Below are 17,780 nucleotides of genomic sequence, written 5' to 3'. Positions count from 1 at the left end.
CCCCTGGTCATCAGCGACGATCCGGTACGGGCGAGCCGAACCCGAGGGCCGGCCCGTCCGCCCGGTCGCGGTTGGCGATCGCCTTGCGGCACTTCATCAGCAGCCTGGGGTCGTCCACGACGAGCGCGCCGACCACGGTGCCGTCCTCGTCCGCGTACAGGGCGGCGAACGGGCCCGTCTCGATGTCGCCAGCCATCCGTGCCGGTTTCCCCAGCGCCGGGCGGCCCACGATCTGGATGCGGCGTCCGTACTGGTCCGACCAGACGTACGGCACCTGGGCCCGCGGCGGCGGCGTGCCGAGGATGTCGGCGGCGACGACCGAGGCGTGCCCTCCCGCGTTGGTCCAGTGCTCGATCCGCAGGGGCTCCGGGTACAGCGGATGCCGCCACCGCGCCACATCGCCGGCGGCGTGGATTCCGGGATGACCGAGGACACGCAGGTTCTCGTCGCAGTGGACGCCGTCGTCGACGGGAAGACCCGAGCCGGCCAGCCAGCCGGTGGCCGGCTCGGCGCCGATGCCCACCACCACAACATCCGCCGGCAGCGACCTGCCGTCGTCGAGAAGCACCGCTTCGACCCTGCCGTCGCCCGTGAAGCACGCGACGCGGGCACGGGTGTGCACCCGGACACCGTTCAGTTCGTGCAGCTTCGCCAGCCGGGCGCCGACCTCGTCGCCGAACAGGTGCCCCATCGGCGTGTCCTGGACCTCCACGACGGACACCCCCAGGCCCCGGCCGGTGGCCGAGGAGGCGAACTCGGCGCCGATGAATCCGGCGCCGACCACCACGGCCCTACGGGCGTGCCGCAGCTCCTCGCGCAGGGCGTACGCGTCGTCGAGGGTGCGCAGGGTATGCACTCCGGCGAGACCGTCCATGCCCGGCAGCCCGCGCGGTACGACACCGGTGGCGATCACCAGGTCCGTGAAGGCGATCTCACCGGCCTCGGTGCGCACCACGCGCCGGCGCGTATCCAGACCGGTCGCCCGGATGCCGAGCCGCAGATCAGCGTCGAGTGCCTCGAGTTCGGCCCGCGACAGCAGCGGAACGGCCTCGCCCTCACCGGTCAGCATGTCCTTGGACAGCGGCGGCCGGTCGTAGGGCGGATGCGGCTCGTCCCCCACGATCACCAGCTCACCGTCGTACCCCTGCCGGCGCAGGGCCTGTGCCGTGCGTATGCCGGCGAGGGACGCGCCGACGATCACCACAGTCATGTCCCGCCCCTCACCGGTACGCCGCGAAGGCCTTGTTGGAGTTGAAGATCTCCGTGACGGTCAGCTCGCTCCACTGGAGCCGCAGCCCGAGTTCGGCGACCGCGCCCAGCAGGCAGAACCAGTTGAGCATCTCGTGCTGGCCCGCCCCGACGATCTCCCGGGTCGTCGTCCGCGTCCACGCGTCGTGGTCGCCGGCGACCATCGCGTCGTACAGCCGCTGGTCGGCTTCGGTGTCCGGCCGCAGGTGCCAGTCCTTGTCGTTGAGGAACGCGTGCGACCAACTCGACGAGGCGACGAGGGCCACCCGCTTCCCGCTGGCCGCCACCGACCGGCCGACCGCGCGCCCGAGTTCGTAGCACCGGGCAGGCGACGGGCCGGGCGGGTCGAGGTTCTCCTCGGGTCCGATCTCCGCGAAGGTGGCCATGCCGCCACGCCGGGCGATGACATGTTCTCCGTAGCAGTTCAACGCGATGGGCACCATGGGGTACGGGAACCGCGAGCCCACGTCGTCGTAGTCGAGGAACACCTGAGTGTTGGCGAACGAGTGCGGGAAGTGGATGCCCTTGCGCAGCTCGTAGGAGTAGGCGCAGTCCAGTCCGGCCGCCAGCACGTCCGAGGCCAGCTTCTTCGCGAACTCCGGCATCCCGCGCATGGTGTACGTCGTGTCGTCCGGCAGGTCCCACACGTTCGGCATCTTCAGCCTGCGCAGGACACCGAACGGTTCGACGACGGTGTCGTCGTAGGCCAGCACGCAGAACGGCGGGATCACCTCCTCGCGGAAGTTCTCGTACTGGTCGTCGCCCCACACCACGACGACGTCCGGCCGGAAGGCGTCCAGCTCGGCGCGGCATCGCTCCAGGTGAGCCAGGAGTTCGGCGCGGTGCCGCGCCGCCGCCTCAACGCCCTGGTCCGCGGCCCACTCCCGCCGCGCCCGCTCGCTCCAGTTCGCCGGGTCCTTCTTGTCCGCGGGAATGTCCGGATCCCGCAGAGTGCGGCGAAGCAGACCCGCCATGTGCGCGTCGGGGCCCAGCAGCATCGGGTAGTGCGTCATACCCAGGCCCAGTACGTCGGTCATCGTCGGCTCCTCCGAATGGCTTTCACAGCGCGCCGGTCAGGAAGCCGCGCAGTGCGGTCACGAACCGGTCGTGCTGCTCGATCTGGGTCCAGTGCCCGCACTTGCCGATGCCGTACAGGCGGGCGTTGGGAAGGTGCTCGAAGAACCACACCGCGGCTTCCACGAACGGCACGAACCTGTCCTCACGGCCGTGGATGACCAGCACCTCCTGCGCGATCCCGGCGGCGTCCTCGACGGTGAACGACCACGGATTGGTCCCGGAGAACGTCGCCCGGTGCGAGCGCTCGACCTCCGGACGCGTCGCCTGCGGCACGCGCTCCGCCGCGATCTTCGCCAGGTCCCCGCCGAACTCCGCGGGGTCGTGGACGAAGGCCTCCAGCAGCGCGGTCATCGCCTCCGTGGTGGGGTCGTCGTAGAAGTTCCTGAGTGCCCGGATCGCCGGACCGGGTTTGGCCGGCGATCCGGCCGAGCCCATGAGCACGATCCGCTCCACCCGTTCGGGGACCCTTTGGGCCAGGCCGAGCGAGAACATGCCGCCCATGGAGTTGCCGACCAGCGTGGCCTTCTCCACGCCGAGCGCGTCCAGCAGGCCGATGAGTGTGTCGACGCGCAACTCGGTGAAGGGGCCGAGGCCCTGGGGCGGAGTCTCGGGGTGGCTGGAGCCGCCGAAACCGATCACGTCCGGTGCCAGGCAGTAGTACTCCTCGCCCAGGTCCTTGAGCACGGCCGCCCAGTTGGACAGGCCCGTCGCGCCGGGTCCGGACCCGTGCAGGAAGAGCACGGCGGGATCGCTCGGGTCTCCGGCGGAGTGCAACTGGAACTCGTACTCCCCTACCGCGACCTTCGTCGTGGTGATGGCGGCTTCGCCCATCAGGATCGTCTCCTTAAGTCTTCCTCGGCACGACCGATGATTCGCACCGTCCGCGACCGGCGCACGGGCCCTTTCCACCCACCGGAACCGCAGGCACGGCCTGCTCTCCGGGCGGGGTGGGCACGCGGGAAGGCCGTGACGGCCGGGAACCGGCGGTGTCGCCGAGGAGTTCGGGGTGACATGTCGATCGACCTCGTGAGCGCTGCCATCACGACACCCGCACAGGGCGGCACCCTGCGGACCGCAGGACAGAACCGGCGCCGACCCGCGGTTCCGGCAGCCGGAACCGGGAGTCGATGCCCCGCGCCCGTCCGCATAGCGTCGCCGTCGTGCGAGCAACTGTCGTGGGACGAATCGGAGGAACCCCCGCGCTACGCGCCGCAGTCACTCAGTGGCAGCAGTCGACTCGCCCTCGGTACCCGGCGCGCCGGGTAGGCCGGGTACGGCTCAGGCAGCCGTTCTCCGTGAGACTTCGGCGGCGCTCGACGCAGCAGTCTGTCCGCCGGCGCGAGAGTCGGCGGGGCCTCCCCCCATCAGCAGCCAGAGCATCCCACCGAAATGAGGTGTCCAGTGAGCTTGAAGATCGTGGTCGCGGTGAAGTACGTACCCGACGCCACCGGCGACCGCCACTTCTCCGAGGACCTGACCACCGACCGCGACGCCGTGGACGGCCTGCTGTCGGAGCTCGACGAATACGCGGTCGAGCAGGCGCTGCGGATCGCCGAGGCCTGCGACGACGCGGAGACCACCGTCCTGACCGTCGGCCCGGAGGACGCCCGCGACGCACTGCGCAAGGCACTCTCCATGGGCGCGGACAAGGCGGTGCACGTCGAGGACGACGCACTGCACGGCACCGACGTGATGGGTACCTCTCTGGTGCTCGCCAAGGCCGTCGAACACATCGGGTACGACCTGGTGATGTGCGGTATGGCCTCCACGGACGGCACCATGGGCGTCCTCCCGGCCCTCCTCGCGGAGCGGCTCGGCGTGTCACAGATGACGCTGCTCTCCGACGTCTCCGTGGCCGACGGCAAGGTCTCCGGCCGCCGGGACGGCGACTCCGCCGACGAAGAGTTGGAGGCTTCGCTGCCGGCCGTGGTATCGGTGACCGACCGGTCGGGCGAGGCCCGCTACCCGTCGTTCAAGGGCATCATGGCGGCGAAGAAGAAGCCGGTGAAATCCGTGGACCTGTCCGACCTGGGCATCGGCGAGGAGCGGGTCGGACTGATCGGCGCCTGGACGAAGGTCGAGGAAGCGGCACAGCGCGCACCACGCACCTCAGGCACCGTCGTCAAGGACGAGGGCGAAGGAAGCAAGCAGCTCGCGGAGTTCCTGGCCGGCCAGAAGTTCATCTGAGCCACTTCGTCCCCCCTCCCCCCACCCTCACACATCTCGCAGGAGAACGATTCCCATGGGTGAAGTCCTCGTCTCCGTCGACCACATGGACGGCGCCGTCCGCAAGCCGAGCCTGGAGCTGCTGACCCTGGCACGCCGCATCGGAGAGCCCGTCGCCGTGCACCTCGGCCCGGGTGTGGAGGCCACCGCCCCGGTGCTGGCCGAGCACGGCGCCGTGAAGGTGCTGGCCGCCGACGCACCCGAGTTCGCCGGGTACCTGGTCGTCCCGGAAGTCGACGCCCTGGAGCAGGCCGTCCGGGCCGTCTCCCCGGTCGCCGTCCTCGTTCCCTCCTCCGCGGAGGGCAAGGAGATCGCGGCGCGCCTCGCCGTGCGCATCGGTTCCGGCGTCATCACCGACGCTGTGGACCTGGAGGCGGGGGCAGCGGGCCCCATCGCCACCCAGTCGGTGTTCGCCGCCGCGCACACCACCAAGTCCCGGGTCACCAAGGGCGTTCCGGTGATCACCGTCAAGCCGAACTCGGCCACCCCGACGACCACTCCGGTCGCGGTCGCGGTCACGGTCGAGCAACTCGCCGTATCCTTCAGTGAGTTGGCCACCAGCACCCGAATCGTCTCCCGTACGCCGCGCGAGTCGACCGGCCGTCCGGAGCTGACCGAAGCCGCGATCGTGGTCTCCGGCGGCCGAGGTGTGGGCGCCGCCGAGAATTTCTCGGTCATCGAGGAGCTGGCCGACTCCCTGGGCGCGGCCGTCGGTGCCTCCCGTGCCGCGGTCGACGCGGGCTGGTACCCGCACTCCCACCAGGTCGGCCAGACCGGTCAGCAGGTCTCGCCCCAGCTGTACATCGCCTCCGGCATTTCCGGCGCCATCCAGCACCGCGCGGGTATGCAGACCTCCAAGACCATCGTGGCCGTCAACAAGGATCCCGAGGCGCCGATCTTCGACCTCGTCGACTACGGCGTCGTCGGTGACCTGTTCGACGTTCTGCCGCAGCTGACCGAGGAGATCAAGGCCCGTAAGGGCTGAGCCGATCAACGCCGCAATGTCGAGGCGTCGGAGGCCTCCCGGACAGCGGCACACACTCCAACTCCCGCTCCAGCAGTGCGAACCGCACCTCACAGCCTCGGGCGACGGGGCGCGCTCTTCGGTGGCGCCCGGTCTCGGCCCGCTCCGCCGGCCCGACGCCACCGAACGATGTCCGGCTCCGTTCGGCTACGGGATCCCCTGCAGGTGTGCCGGCCAGCGATACGGCGCCGTCCCCAGCGGTCGTCGGACTGGGAGCCGACACCACCACTGTGATCGACGCCAGTCAGATGGTGCTCCGGTTCGGCAATCTCCCGGGCGCCCAACTCGCTGCCGAGGGGGCCCGGTACCAGCGACTGAGGGGCGCTTCGCCGACACCCGCCGGTTCACTGCGGTCCTGGACTGGGTTGCCCTGCTCATCAACACCCTGAACTCGCTGATGGTGGGCCGGGAGTTCCTGCCGGGTGAGTCGACGGGAGCAGGCAGATTCGGAGTACACACGCCTGTAGCGGGAGGTCCTTCATGCCCCACATCACCGTCGACTACTCGCCAGGGCTGGCGGAGGCCTTCGACTGGCGGCCGTTCTTGAGGGAACTGCACCCGATGGTGATCGAGAAGGCAGGCTCCACCGGCGTGTGCAAGTCGCTCGTCCGTCCCGCCGAAGAGGCGTGCGTGGGGAACAGGGATGAGGCGGGCGACGGCCGGGTGAACTTCGTTCACGTCGAGGTGGGGCTGCTGCCGGGCCGCTCCGACAGCCTCAAGGCCCGACTCTCCGAAGACGTGCTGGCCCTACTCGAGAAGCATCTGCACCACGGCGACGGGCATGAGGTGGTCTCCACTGCAGAGGTACGGGACCTCGCCCACTCCTATCAACTGCGCCACTCACCGGCCCCGCCTCGGCAGCCTCGCGCACCCAGCAGCCCGGAGTCTCCGTGACTGATTGATCTTGGGCCGAAAGCTCGACGTCGCCTGCCGACGGAAGCCGGCTCGGGCCCGCCTATCACCCGCCCCGTCCAGTACTCCAGTCGTGTACGGCTCGGCCCCTCGGGACCTGTCAGGACCTCACCATCTTCAAGGCGGGCCCTGAATCGGAACCGCCGCGTGGCGTGTACCGTCCGGCCTGCCGCAGTGGGGCACCCGGCAGGTCACTCTCATCCCAGCCCGGGAACTTCGCGATGCCAGGCGAACGAACGAGCGATTCGTACAGCTCCACCGCCGGTACACGGGTATCGCTGTAGGCCCAGAAACTCTGGGCGTCCTGGTGGCTGTACATGACGCTGTACGTCATGTCGATGCCGTAGCAGAGCCGGTCGGCGTCGTCCGGATGCTCGAAGGGGGCAAGCTGATCCCAGAACATCGGCCGTCCGAGGTGGTCGAAGACGACGCTCTCCGCGAGCAGGGGCTGACTGCTCTGATTGAACGCGTCACGCACGCGATACCGCTCGTCGGAACAACCGTCGCAGCCACAGTTCGGGTCGGTGCAGGGGCGTTCGCAGATGATGTCCGCGAAGTCCGCCTCGGTGACGTCGTCCAGGACATAGCAGTCGATGGGCGGCGAGGAGATCGTCGTCGCTGGCTCCTGTGCGGCAAGCGGAGCATGCGTCCATTCGTCGGGCACCTCGGCGCGTGCGGCCTGGATCAGGTCGCGGGCCAGCTGGTCGGCCCGAGGCCTGAACTCGCGGGCGAGGTCGCGGAGGAATTCATCGACTTCCGCCGCCATGCCCCCAATGTACGGCAGACAGCGACGGCCGACCGGAGGGAGCCGTCGTCGGCCGGCTGTCGCTGACTTCGGAGGGTGAGCGGGCTCTCAGACGTCGAGCTCCACGTCCGTGATCGGGTACGCGACGCAGGCGTGAGTGTAGCCGGAGCGGACGTCGGACAGGCGCAGCTGCGCTTCCTCGGCCGTGTGCACTGTGCCCTTCAGAACACGAACGCGGCACAGGCTGCACTCGCCGGAGCGGCAGGCTGCCTTGGGGCGGATGCCCTCGTCCTCCAGGGCGTCCAGGAGTGGGCGGCCTCTGCGGGTGCGGAACGTGTGCCCGGCGGCGGTGACCGTGACCTCGCCGCCGGGCGCCGCGTCGGCGGGCCAGTGCGCCTGGCGGGTGGGATCGGCGGGCGCGCCGTTGGCCTCGAAGCGGATGCGGCGGCGGGGGTGGCCGAGGTCGAGGAGTTGTCGGAGGGCGTAGGGGTAGAGGGCCTGGGGGCCGCACACGTAGACCGTGCGCGCGTCCAGCGGCCCGGCGAGCGTCTTGATAAGGGACGAGGTCAGGAAACCTGTGGTGCCGGACCAGGCAGGCCCGGGTTCGGCGACGACGTGGTCGACCCGGATGTTCGGGTGATGGTTCGCGGCGAGGGCGTCCAGCTCGTCGCGGAAGATGATGTCGTCGTCTGTACGGGAGCCGTAGATCAGATGGAACCGGCGGTCGAGACCGTGGTCGACGATGTCGTGGATCATGCTCATCGCGGGCACGACGCCGGAGCCGCCGGCGAGGAAGACGACGTCGTCTCCGTGGAAGATCGGGTTGTGGTGGAAGGTCCCCATGGGGCCGGTGGTGGTGAGGGGGTCGCCCGCCGCCAGCGTGTCGATCAGGCGGTTGCTGATCCTGCCGCCGGGGACCCGCCGGACCGTCAGGTCCCAGTGGTCCAGTCGTGCCGGGCTGGAGGAGAGAGCGTAGGGGCGGTTGGTGCCGTCCGCGAACACGCCCACGTACTGGCCGGCGAGGAAGGGGGGCAGGTCTGCTCCGTCGGGGCGGCGCAGCCGGAAGGTTTTTGTTGTGGCGGTCTCCGTGATGACCTCGGCGACCGAGAGCGTGAGCCGTTCGGGGTGGTAGGTGTCCACCGTGCGGCGGGTCTCGGCGGCATGGTCGGTGGTGTCGGCCGGGCGGCTGTCGATTTCTGCCTGGACCTCGTCGTGGCCGTCGAAGAGGGTGGCGAGGGGGTGCTTCACGGGTTCTCCCTGTGGGGTCAGGCGGCCTTGGCGCGTAGCAGACGCCGTGCGACGCGGTGACCGGCTTCGAGGGTGGGCTGGAAGCCGCCGCTGCCGGCCCAGGAGCCGGCGAGGTGCAGGCCGGTCACGTGGGTGTCGCGTTCGCTGTTGCGGAACAGCCAGCTCTCGGTGCGGTCCTGGTCGTAGCCGTAGATGGCGCCGCCTGGGTGGCCGAGGTAGCGGGCGACGGTCAGCGGCGTCGCGACGTCGACCTCCTCGATGGCGTCTCGGATGCCGGGCATGGTCGTCTCCGCCAGGTCGAGCAACGTTTGCGCGTAGGCGAACTTGGTGCGTGCGTACTCGGCGGGCGGGACCTTCTCCCACAGGTCGCCGTACTGCAGAGTCAGCAGGCTGACGTGGTTCGCGCCCGGTGGGGCGAAGCCGATCGGCTCGACGTCGTACGACGAGACGCAGATTCCGCGGGCGGGCTCCAGGGAGCGCCATGAGGCGAAGACGCGGTCGTCGTCCAGGTCGGCGTTGATGAAAGTGGTGCTGGTGGTGAAGCCGAGGTCGGCGGGTGAAGCGTCGAGGCCCATGTGCAGCACGAAGGCCGACGGGCCGACGCGCCGGGTGGCCAGGTCGTCGCGTACGGCGGTCGGCACGGCGTCGTCGCCGAGCATCGCGTAGGTGACGGGCAGCGAGGCGTTGGAGACCACGTCGCGCGTGGACACCTGCTGCCCGTCGTCGAGACGGACTCCCACCACACGGCGGCCCTCGGTCAGGATCGCCTCGACCGCCGTGTTGAAGCGGACCTGGCCTCCCGCCATCACGAAGGCATCCAGGAGCACGCTCGACATGGCCTGCGAGCCGCCCTTGATGTGCCATGGCTTGAACTCGAAATAGCCGTAAAGCAACAGGGCCATCTCGTGGAAGGCGAGCCGGGAGGGCGGCTGGCCGATGTAGGACCAGTACATGCCGAGGACCGACTTGATGCCGGGATGGTCGAAGTGGTCGTCCAGCACGTCCTTCATCGGGCGCAGCGCCTGACGGAAGAGGACCGGGTCGATGTCGGCGGCGGGCGTACGGCGCAGGACCGAGACGTACCCGAACATGACATCCCTGACGAGCGCGAAGAAGCTCTCTACGCGGGCGCGGTTGCCGGGGAAGGCGGCCTCCAGAGCGTCCAGCGCGCCGCCCCAGTCGGCGGGCAGGGTCACGTCGTAGTGACCGGGCACCACGGCCCGGTACAGGTCGTGTTCCCGGACGAACTCCAGCCGGTCGGCGACACCGAGCTTCTCGAACATCGAGCGCAGGGTGTATGGCTGCCCTTCCAGCCCGACTCCGGACAGCTGGTGCAGCGCTGTCTCGAACTCGAAGCGCCCCCGCCGGAAGGAGGTGGCGCAGCCGCCGGGGATGTTGTGGCGCTCCACCAGGAAGGTCCGCAGTCCGGCCTGCTGCAGGGTGGTGGCGGCGGTCAGACCTGCGTTGCCCGCGCCTATGACCACGGCGTCGAAGTCGGTCGTCGCGGTCACTGCGCGGTTGCCTCTCGGGCGATCTCGTCGAACCGGGCGTTCATCGCCTCGGACAGCGCCTTCGCAGCCGAGAGCGGGCGCACCATCACCGTGAAGTCGTCGATCTTTCCGTTCTCGTCGAAGTGCAGGAAGTCGCAGCCCTGGAGCTTCTTGCCGGCGACGTTGGCGGTGAAGACGAAGGCGTGGTCACGACCGTCGGGATTGGCGATCTCGCGAACGTAGGTGAAGTCCTCGAAGACCTGGACCACATGGCGCAGGATCGCGGCGGTGACCGCCTTACCGGGGTACGGCGTGAAGGCGACCGGGCTGGTGAAGACAACGTCGTCCGCCAGCAGGGCTGCCACGGCGTCCATGTCGCGGGCCTCGACGGCCTTACGGAAGGGGTGCATGGAATCCGCCTCTCATACTCAACAAATTTAATAGGCGTATAGGAGATTATGGGTTCCAGGAAGGCTTGTCCAGGGTGGCCGAGCAGAACGATGCACTTTGTTGACTAGTCACATTGCTGTTAGATTGGGTCAATGGCGTTGCGAAACGCGGTCATGGCCGCACTGCTGGAGGGCGAGGCGTCCGGTTATGACCTCGCGAAGGGGTTTGACGCGACGGTCGCCAACTTCTGGATGACGACACCCCAGCAGCTCTACAGAGAGCTCGAGCGCATGGAGGCCGAGGGGCTGATCTCGGCTCGGGTCGTCGAGCAGGAGCGCCGGCCCAACAAGCGGCTGTTCTCGTTGACGGAAGCCGGGCGGGAGGCTGTGCGTGCATATACGGCCGAGCCTCCGGGCCGGCCCGCGGTCATCCGGGACGAGTTGATGGTCAAGGTGCAGTGCGCGGACGTGGGCGACGCCGAGGCGGTGCGGGCGGCCATCGCCGAGCGTATGGAATGGGCCACGGCCAAGCTGGCCCGCTACGAGAAGATCCGCCGGCGTCTGCTCGACGGGCGCTCGGAGGAGGCTTACTTCGCCGAGGCCGAGCGCATCGGCCCGTACCTCACTCTGCTGCGCGGGATGTCGTTCGAGCGGGAGAACCTCCAATGGGGGGACGTGGCGCTGCGTCGACTCGATCAGCGTGCGGCCGCTGGTACTCAATAAAGTGACCGGATGGACTCATCCTCTGATCTCATCGAAGCAGCCGCTGCTCACGTCAGGGCACCGAGATCCATTTTTTGCGCTATGTGCCTCAGGTGACAGTCACACCGACAGGGTCGGCGGCGGAGACGTCCTGACGGCCCTGCGCGGATGGGCCGATCGCCCCGCCGAAACCTTGGAGCGGCGCAGTCCGGAGCTGCGGTACGCCGATCTCGCCGTATGGGGGTGTCTCGCCGGGCAGGTCCATGCGGAACTCCACGCGGAGCAGTTGCCTGCGGCGCTCGCCGCCGCGGCTGGACTCCGCGACGGTCGGCAGGTGTCAACGACGTGTCGCGCCCCCCTTGGATCCTGACGAGGTGAGTGGCGCGTCCTCGGCCCGCGTCTGCCGGCACTGAACCACTGGGGCCGCGAGGCGGCGTACCGGCATGATGCCGACGTCACCGCTTACTCCGTGGTCACCGATCCGCGCTTGTCGAGCTCGGACCGCCCGCACTGGTCCGCTCGGCCGTCAGCGGATTGCCGCCCCGCTCGCCCACGCCCTCGATCTGCCGGACGCAGACGACTCCTGGAAACATCCGGTGGCCGCCTGCGGCCTCCCGGCCGATGCTCCGGGTGCTCATGCCGTCAGTTCCCTCTTCAGGATCTTGCCCGTCGCGTTCATCGGCAGCGAGTCGCGGAACTCCACGATGCGCGGGTACTTGTACGCCGCGAACTGCGCCTTTCCCCAGGCGACCAGTTCCTCCTCCGTGGTGTGGTCACCGGAGGTCCTCTGGACGACCGCTTTGACCTCCTCGCCCAGGGTCTCGTGGGGCACTCCGATCACCGCGACCAGCGACACGGCGGGATGAGCCATCAGGACCTCTTCGAGCTCCCTCGGGTAAATGTTGTACCCACCCCGGATGATCATGTCCTTGGCCCGGTCGGCGATGTAGTAGTAGCCGTCGGCATCCCTGCGGGCGAGATCGCCGGTGCGGAACCAGCCGTTGCTTATCGCCTCGGCGGTGGCCTCCGGGCGGTTGTAGTAGCCCTTCATGACCGGGTGTCCCTTGATCGCGATCTCGCCGACCGCGGCCGGGTCGTCGGGGACTTCGCTCCAGTCGGGGTTGACGAGCTTCATCTCCACGCCCCAGATCGGCTTGCCGATCGAGCCGGGACGGTTCTCGCCGTCGGGCGGGGTGAAGCACACCGCAGGGGAGGTCTCCGAGAGCCCGTATCCCTCGAGGACCTTGACGCCAAGGTTCTGCTCGACCCGGCGCAGCAGTTCTACCGGCATCGCCGCACCGCCGGAGAGGACAAGTTTCAGGTTGCCGGCGATGTCGGTGACGTCGGCGGTGCCGGTGAGGGCCGTGAGCAGGCCGTGGAACATTGTCGGGACCCCGGCGAAGTGAGTGATGGCCTCGGACCGCAGGACGTCGACTGCCTGGGCCGGATCGAACCGTGGCATCAGGACAACGGTGTTACCGCCGGCGAACGCGGTGTGCATCTGCAGCGTCTGGCCGAAGGAGTGGAACAGCGGGAGCGCCACGAGATGCCTGTCGGTCCCCTCGCCGCCGATGATGCGGTGGGCTGTGAGCGCGTTCAGGATCAGGTTGGCATGGGTGAGCTCAGCTCCTTTGGGCTTTCCGGTGGTGCCGGACGTGTAGAGGAGCACCGCGGTGTCGGTCGCCTCGGTCGCGACCGGATCGTGGGACGGCTTCTGTCCGGAGAGAGCGGCGTACAGCGTCTCCGTGCCCGGGACCGGCGATACCGAACCCGGCTCGGCGGTGATCGTGAAGAAGTGCTCGCAGCCGTCGGTCTCCTCGAACCCGGCGTGCCCGTCGGCGCCGGTGGGCAGGACGGAGGTGCCCTCGAAACAGAAGTAGGCGCGGGCGTCACTGTCGCGCAGGTGGTAGGCGACCTCACGCGCCTTCAGCAGCACATTGAGTGGGACAACGACGGCTCCGGCCTTGAGGATGCCGTAGTAGACGATCGGGTACCACGGCAGGTTCGGGCAGGTCAGTGCGACCTTGTCACCGGGCTTGATGCCCCGCGACACCAGCAGGTTGGCGACCTGCTCGGCCGCGGTGTCGACCTGCCGGTAAGTCAGCCGGGTCGGTCCCAGGACCACGGCCTCGCGCTCGGGACACGAGCGGGCGGAGTCCTCAAGCAGGACGGACAGGTTCAACATCGGATTCAACCTCCGGTACGACGTCGGACAGGGGTAGGCGGCTCAGGAGCGCACGCAGCCGGAGTGGTGGCGCATGTGTGATGCAGGTCTACGCAGCTCGGTGTGGAGGGCTTGCGCATCCGGCCAGACCGGCGCGACGTCGCCTTCAGGGGGATCCGGGCGCAGGCGGGCGCGCTGGAGCGAGGCGGTGGGAGCCCGGCCCCCCCCGACACCGACCGACGCGGCGTCAAGGTTCCGCATCACTCTGCCTCGAGGGATCAGAGCACCCCAATGTCAGTGACGAGGCGGCCGGGGTCCAGATCTCTCGCACGGGGCGGAGGGCCAGTGGACGTCGCTGAGCGCAGCCGGTGTGACTGCTCTTCGGGCGGAGGCCTTCGCTTCGGGAGGGGCCACCCCCTCACGCAAGGTCATCAAGACCTCCCCTTATTGAATTTGTTGAATAGGTGCGTGAGCGATTATGCGCAGGAGATCGATGGCTGTCCAGGGGTGCGCACAGTCGATTCCGCCATGGTCGCGACGTCCCTAGGGTCCGTCTTCAAACGGATCTTGCCCGGAGCAGGAATGACGCGAGTGTGACTGCTGCTTCGTAGGAGGTGGCGGTCTTCTCGTATCGGGTGGCGATGCCGCGGAAGCCTTTGAGTCGGTTGAAGCAGCGTTCGACGATGTTGCGTTGGCGGTAGATCTGCCGGTCGAACGATGGTGGCCGCCCGCCGCGGCGGCCGCGGTTGTGCCGGTGTCGCTGCTGGTCGGTCTTCTCTGGGATGGTGTGCCCGATGCCGCGTTTGCGCAGGTAGGCGCGGAAGCCTCGGGAGCTGTAGGCCTTGTCGGCGATGACTTGGTCGGGCCTGCAGCGGGGGCGGCCTCCGGTGCGAGGGACCCGGATGCGCAGGGCAGGGCAGGGCAGGGCGAGCATGGAGACCTCCTGGGACTCCTTGTCGGAGCCGGTCAGATCGCCGTCCTTGCCGTAGAACCGTCGTGGTTGGCGGAGTTCCAGTTCTCCAGGACCTGGAGCCCGTCGTTCATCTCGCGGCACAGGTCCGCGTCGACGAGGTAGTCACGCCAGGCGGCCCGCGGTACCGCCGGTGCCGCTCGGTCATGAAGTTGCTGGACCAGGAGCCGAACTGCTTGGGGAGTCGCTCGCGCAGGCGGTGCCCTCGCCCCACCACGCCGCATCGTGGGCGGCGAAGGTGGCGTTGGCCAGCCGCACCAGTCGGGGGCACCATCATCGCCGACATGAGAATTCTCGCCAAAATCGCCGACAGTTTTGCGGACGATTTACGGCGGTGGCGACGCGTTCGGCCGAGGTCCGTACACAGCGGAGGGCGAGGCCCGGTGGCCGATTCTTTCCGATGCCACTGCCGCCACAAGGGAAATCTTCAGCAACGGCTGCTGCACTCACCTCCGTCCCCGCACACGCTCGTGCGCGGGCGAAACAGCACAACGACCGGATATTTCGCGAAGTCAGGAGACGGTTGTGAAGCGCAGGACAGTGGTCATGGGACTCACCGCGGCGGCCGCGGCACCGGCGGTCGGATTCGCCGCGAGCGCACGGGCGGCGACGAGGACGTCCGCCAAGTCCGCCGATACGTCGCTGGTGTTCGACCCGGACGACTACACGGAACTCACCACCAGCATCACGGACGCCGACGGCACCGCCCACGAAGTGGTCTACCACTTCCACAAGGTGGCCTCGTACGTGGCGGATCCGGTCGACACCACCTACCAGTCCCTCAACGTCAGTGTCCCCGTGACCATCGACGGCACCGCGGTCGACGCGTCCGGCGCGCCCATCGTCTTCGTCATCGGCGTCGGCGGCTACATGCCGTCGTCCGTGTCGGGCAACACCGGGATCGGCGGCGCCGGCTTCGGCGGCGGGACCAGCCGCGGCCAACTCGCGCTCGCCGCCGGGTACGTCGTCGTGGAGGCGGGCGCCCGCGGCCGTTCCCTGGTCGACTCCAGCGGCGTCTACTACGGCACCGCACCCGCCGCGATCGTCGACCTCAAGGCCGCCGTCCGGTACGTGAAGTACAACAAGGGCCGCATCCCCGGCAACGTCAACCGGATCGTCACCTCCGGCACCAGCGCCGGCGGCGCGCTGTCCTCGCTCCTGGGCGCCTCCGGCGACAGCCCGCTCTACGACTCCCACCTCGCGGAGCTGGGTGCGGCCGACGCCTCCGACGCCGTCTTCGCGGTCGGTGCCTGGTGCCCGATCACCGACCTGGAGCACGCCGACATGGCGTACGAGTGGTGCTACGGCACCCTCCCGCTGCGCAGCGGCTCGCTCGCCGACCAGACCCTGTCCGCGGAGCTGAGCTCCGCCTACGGCGACCATCTGACCTCCCTCAAGCTGACGGCGAAGGGATTCGGCCGCCTCACCGCACGCAACCTCGACGCGTACCTGGTGCGGACCCACCTGGAGCCGTCGGCGACCAAGTACCTCGCGGCCCTCTCGGACGCGGACCGGGAGACATACCTGACCGCGAACACCTCCATCGCATGGTCCGACGGCAAGGCGTCCTTCAGCTGGGCCGACTTCCTCGCTCACCAGGGGACACGCTCGAAGGACGTGCCCGCGTTCGACGACTTCGACCTGTCCACGCCCGAGACGAACCTCTTCGGCACGGGCACCACCGCGGCCCGGCACTTCACGCTGTTCAGCCTTCAGCACGAGGAAGGCGGCAGCGCCCGCCTCGCCGAAGACATCCCCGCCAAGCTGAACATGATGAACCCGATGTACCACCTCGTCGAGGACGTCAACGACAAGCGGTCCAAGCACTGGTGGATCCGCGATGGCGCCCTGGACTCCGCCACCTCGCTCTCGGTCGTCGGCAACCTGCACGCCCGCCTGAAGAACCTGGGCGACGACGTCAGCACGTCCTACTACTGGGACGCCGGCCACGGCGCGGACGAGGACCCCGGCGAGTTCATCGCGTGGATCGCCCGGGTGTCGGGCCACAAGGGCCCGGTCGCGAAGTAGTCCGACGGCGGCCCGGCGAGTCGGCTCACATGCTTGCTCCGGCAAATAGTTACCGGACCGTAACTTACTCGTGGGTTACCAGCGGTAACTAGCGCTGCTAGTTTTTCGCGCATCCTGCAACGCAGCAGCGCGAGGAGTGACCTGTGAGCCGCTACAGAATCCGTCCGCGTTCGACGCTCAACCGCCTGGCCACCGCCGCGACCGCCACGGTGGCCTGCGCCTGCGTCAGCGCGATGCCGGCCGACGCCACCGGGACCGCACCCGTCGTGTCCCGGGGCGTCACCATCCCGGCCTTCTACACCCCGCCCGCCCAACTGCCCGCCGCCAACGGCACCCTGATCCGGCAGGAGCCCCTCCCCCTGGGGCTCTCGCTGCCCGGCCTCGACGGCCGCACCCTGCCGGGCACCGCCACCCGCCTGATGTACAAGTCCACCGACTCCAGCGGCCAAGCCGTCGCGGTGACCGGCGCCTACATCGAGCCATCGGCACAGTGGAAGGGCGACGGGGCCCGCCCCCTGGTGGCGGTGGCCTCCGGGACCATGGGCCAGGGCGACCAGTGCGCGCCCTCGTACGCCCTGGAACACCCGCTCACCGTCAGCGGGGAGACCCTGTCCGTCGGCTACGACAACCTGGCGGTCTACCGTCTCCTCGCCGCCGGAGTGGCCGTCGTCGTCACCGATTACGTCGGCCTGGGCGCCACCGACCGGCTGCACACCTACGTCAACCGCCTGGACGAGGGGCACGCGGTGCTGGACGCCGTCCGTGCGGCGCGCGCCCTCCCCGGCACGTCCCTCACCTCCGCCTCACGCGTCGGCCTGTACGGCTACAGCGAGGGCGGCGGCGCCACCGCATCCGCGGCCGAACTCCAGCCGACCTACGCGCCCGACGTCCACCTCGCCGGCACCTACGCCGGCGCGCCGCCCGCCGACCTGACCGCCGTCATGAAGGGCATCGACGGGAGCGCCCTGGTCAGCGCCCTGGGCTGGGCGATCAACGGCTTCGTCCAGACCTACCCCGACATGCGCAGCCTCGCCGAGGCGAACCTCAACGCCGCCGGGCGCAAGGCCCTCGCCGACGCGTCGACCATGTGCGTCGGCGAGTCCGTCGTCCGTTACGGCTTCACCCGGAGCACGGCGTGGACGACCAGCGGCAAGTCCGTCGCCGACATCATCGCCGCCGAACCCCGCGCCCAGGCCGTCCTCGACGACCAGCGCATCGGAACGCTCAAGCCGACCGGCCCGGTCCGGGTGGCCACCGGCGTCCAGGACGACATCGTTCCGCACGCCCAGGCCCGCCAACTGGCCGTGGACTGGTGCCGCAAGGGCGCCAACATCACCTACGACGCCATCGACCTTCCCAACCTCGGCGACAGGATCCTCACCAACCACCTCGCCCCCCTCCTCACCGACCAGGGAACAGCGATCTCCTGGCTCACCGACCGCCTGGAGGGCGAACCGACCACATCCAACTGCTGGACCATGCCCTTCCAGCGCTGACCGAGCCGTACGGCGTCTTCCCGCCCGCACACGGGCGGCAGCGCGTCACCGTGCGTACTCG

Annotated in this window: 15 protein-coding genes and 1 pseudogene; 6 read left to right on the top strand and 10 right to left on the bottom strand. The window is 69.1% G+C overall.

The window, feature by feature from the left end; genetic code table 11:
* Window positions 1-10: 10 nt before the first annotated feature.
* From ADK57_RS32200 to ADK57_RS32190, 3 genes are read right to left on the bottom strand one after another with little or no spacing between them, the layout of a single operon-like run.
* Entirely contained in the window at window positions 11-1,210 is a 1,200-nt protein-coding gene (locus ADK57_RS32200; RefSeq protein ID WP_053753170.1) for an NAD(P)/FAD-dependent oxidoreductase, read from the bottom strand.
* Window positions 1,211-1,220: 10 nt separating this feature from the next.
* Window positions 1,221-2,285: an extradiol ring-cleavage dioxygenase gene (locus ADK57_RS32195; RefSeq protein ID WP_053753169.1), complete on the bottom strand. Its 1,065-nt coding sequence runs from the start codon at window positions 2,283-2,285 to the stop codon at window positions 1,221-1,223.
* Between the two features lie 22 nt (window positions 2,286-2,307).
* On the bottom strand, window positions 2,308-3,156 hold the full coding sequence (locus tag ADK57_RS32190; RefSeq protein WP_053753168.1) for an alpha/beta fold hydrolase: 849 nt from the start codon (window positions 3,154-3,156) through the stop codon (window positions 2,308-2,310).
* A gap of 570 nt (window positions 3,157-3,726) precedes the next feature.
* On the opposite strand from ADK57_RS32190, the gene ADK57_RS32185 reads away from it, so the two are divergent.
* The 3 genes from ADK57_RS32185 (at window position 3,727) to ADK57_RS32175 (ending at window position 6,469) form a co-directional block, all read left to right on the top strand.
* Complete coding sequence (locus ADK57_RS32185) at window positions 3,727-4,512, top strand: electron transfer flavoprotein subunit beta/FixA family protein (RefSeq protein WP_053753167.1); 786 nt, start codon at window positions 3,727-3,729, stop codon at window positions 4,510-4,512.
* Window positions 4,513-4,567: 55 nt separating this feature from the next.
* Window positions 4,568-5,536, top strand: a complete 969-nt coding sequence (locus ADK57_RS32180; RefSeq protein WP_053753166.1) for an electron transfer flavoprotein subunit alpha/FixB family protein — start codon at window positions 4,568-4,570, stop codon at window positions 5,534-5,536.
* A 519-nt stretch (window positions 5,537-6,055) separates the two neighbouring features.
* The gene (locus tag ADK57_RS32175; RefSeq protein WP_053753165.1) at window positions 6,056-6,469 is read left to right on the top strand and encodes a 5-carboxymethyl-2-hydroxymuconate Delta-isomerase; all 414 of its coding nucleotides are present in this window, start codon (window positions 6,056-6,058) and stop codon (window positions 6,467-6,469) included.
* Window positions 6,470-6,587: 118 nt separating this feature from the next.
* Here ADK57_RS32175 and ADK57_RS32170 read toward each other — a convergent pair whose 3' ends face one another.
* The 4 genes from ADK57_RS32170 to ADK57_RS32155 all read right to left on the bottom strand — a co-directional run bounded on the left by ADK57_RS32170 (window position 6,588) and on the right by ADK57_RS32155 (window position 10,380).
* Window positions 6,588-7,253, bottom strand: coding sequence for a hypothetical protein (locus ADK57_RS32170; protein WP_053753164.1), 666 nt, complete (start codon window positions 7,251-7,253; stop codon window positions 6,588-6,590).
* A gap of 87 nt (window positions 7,254-7,340) precedes the next feature.
* Complete coding sequence (locus tag ADK57_RS32165; protein WP_053753163.1) at window positions 7,341-8,480, bottom strand: 2Fe-2S iron-sulfur cluster-binding protein; 1,140 nt, start codon at window positions 8,478-8,480, stop codon at window positions 7,341-7,343.
* Between the two features lie 17 nt (window positions 8,481-8,497).
* Window positions 8,498-9,991 (bottom strand): phytoene desaturase family protein, encoded by a 1,494-nt coding sequence (locus tag ADK57_RS32160; protein ID WP_053753162.1) that lies wholly within the window; start codon window positions 9,989-9,991, stop codon window positions 8,498-8,500.
* Entirely contained in the window at window positions 9,988-10,380 is a 393-nt protein-coding gene (locus tag ADK57_RS32155) for a nuclear transport factor 2 family protein (RefSeq protein WP_053753161.1), read from the bottom strand. The genes ADK57_RS32160 and ADK57_RS32155 overlap by 4 nt, the downstream gene beginning before the upstream one ends.
* 132 nt (window positions 10,381-10,512) lie before the next feature.
* Here ADK57_RS32155 and ADK57_RS32150 point away from each other — a divergent pair, with 132 nt between their 5' ends.
* Window positions 10,513-11,082 (top strand): PadR family transcriptional regulator, encoded by a 570-nt coding sequence (locus ADK57_RS32150; RefSeq protein WP_053753160.1) that lies wholly within the window; start codon window positions 10,513-10,515, stop codon window positions 11,080-11,082.
* A gap of 452 nt (window positions 11,083-11,534) precedes the next feature.
* Here the strand turns inward: ADK57_RS32150 and ADK57_RS50160 are convergent, their stop codons facing one another.
* From ADK57_RS50160 to ADK57_RS49350, 3 genes and pseudogenes are all read right to left on the bottom strand, one after another.
* Window positions 11,535-11,699: a hypothetical protein gene (locus tag ADK57_RS50160; RefSeq protein WP_159050183.1), complete on the bottom strand. Its 165-nt coding sequence runs from the start codon at window positions 11,697-11,699 to the stop codon at window positions 11,535-11,537.
* On the bottom strand, window positions 11,696-13,246 hold the full coding sequence (locus ADK57_RS32145; protein ID WP_053753159.1) for a long-chain-fatty-acid--CoA ligase: 1,551 nt from the start codon (window positions 13,244-13,246) through the stop codon (window positions 11,696-11,698). Before ADK57_RS32145 ends, ADK57_RS50160 begins: the two co-directional genes overlap by 4 nt.
* A 535-nt stretch (window positions 13,247-13,781) precedes the next feature.
* Window positions 13,782-14,129 (bottom strand): annotated as a pseudogene (locus ADK57_RS49350) (transposase); the annotation flags it as partial.
* Window positions 14,130-14,720: 591 nt separating this feature from the next.
* Here ADK57_RS49350 and ADK57_RS32135 point away from each other — a divergent pair.
* Together ADK57_RS32135 and ADK57_RS32130 are read left to right on the top strand one after the other, a co-directional pair.
* On the top strand, window positions 14,721-16,223 hold the full coding sequence (locus ADK57_RS32135; protein WP_324612228.1) for a subtype B tannase: 1,503 nt from the start codon (window positions 14,721-14,723) through the stop codon (window positions 16,221-16,223).
* Window positions 16,224-16,366: 143 nt separating this feature from the next.
* Window positions 16,367-17,719: a lipase family protein gene (locus ADK57_RS32130; protein WP_053753156.1), complete on the top strand. Its 1,353-nt coding sequence runs from the start codon at window positions 16,367-16,369 to the stop codon at window positions 17,717-17,719.
* Window positions 17,720-17,780: the final 61 nt, after the last annotated feature.

This window comes from Streptomyces sp. MMG1533, assembly GCF_001279775.1.
Lineage (GTDB): Bacteria > Actinomycetota > Actinomycetes > Streptomycetales > Streptomycetaceae > Streptomyces.
The sequence above is the reverse complement of the archived record's forward strand: the minus strand, read 5'-3'. Positions and strand labels throughout refer to the sequence as shown.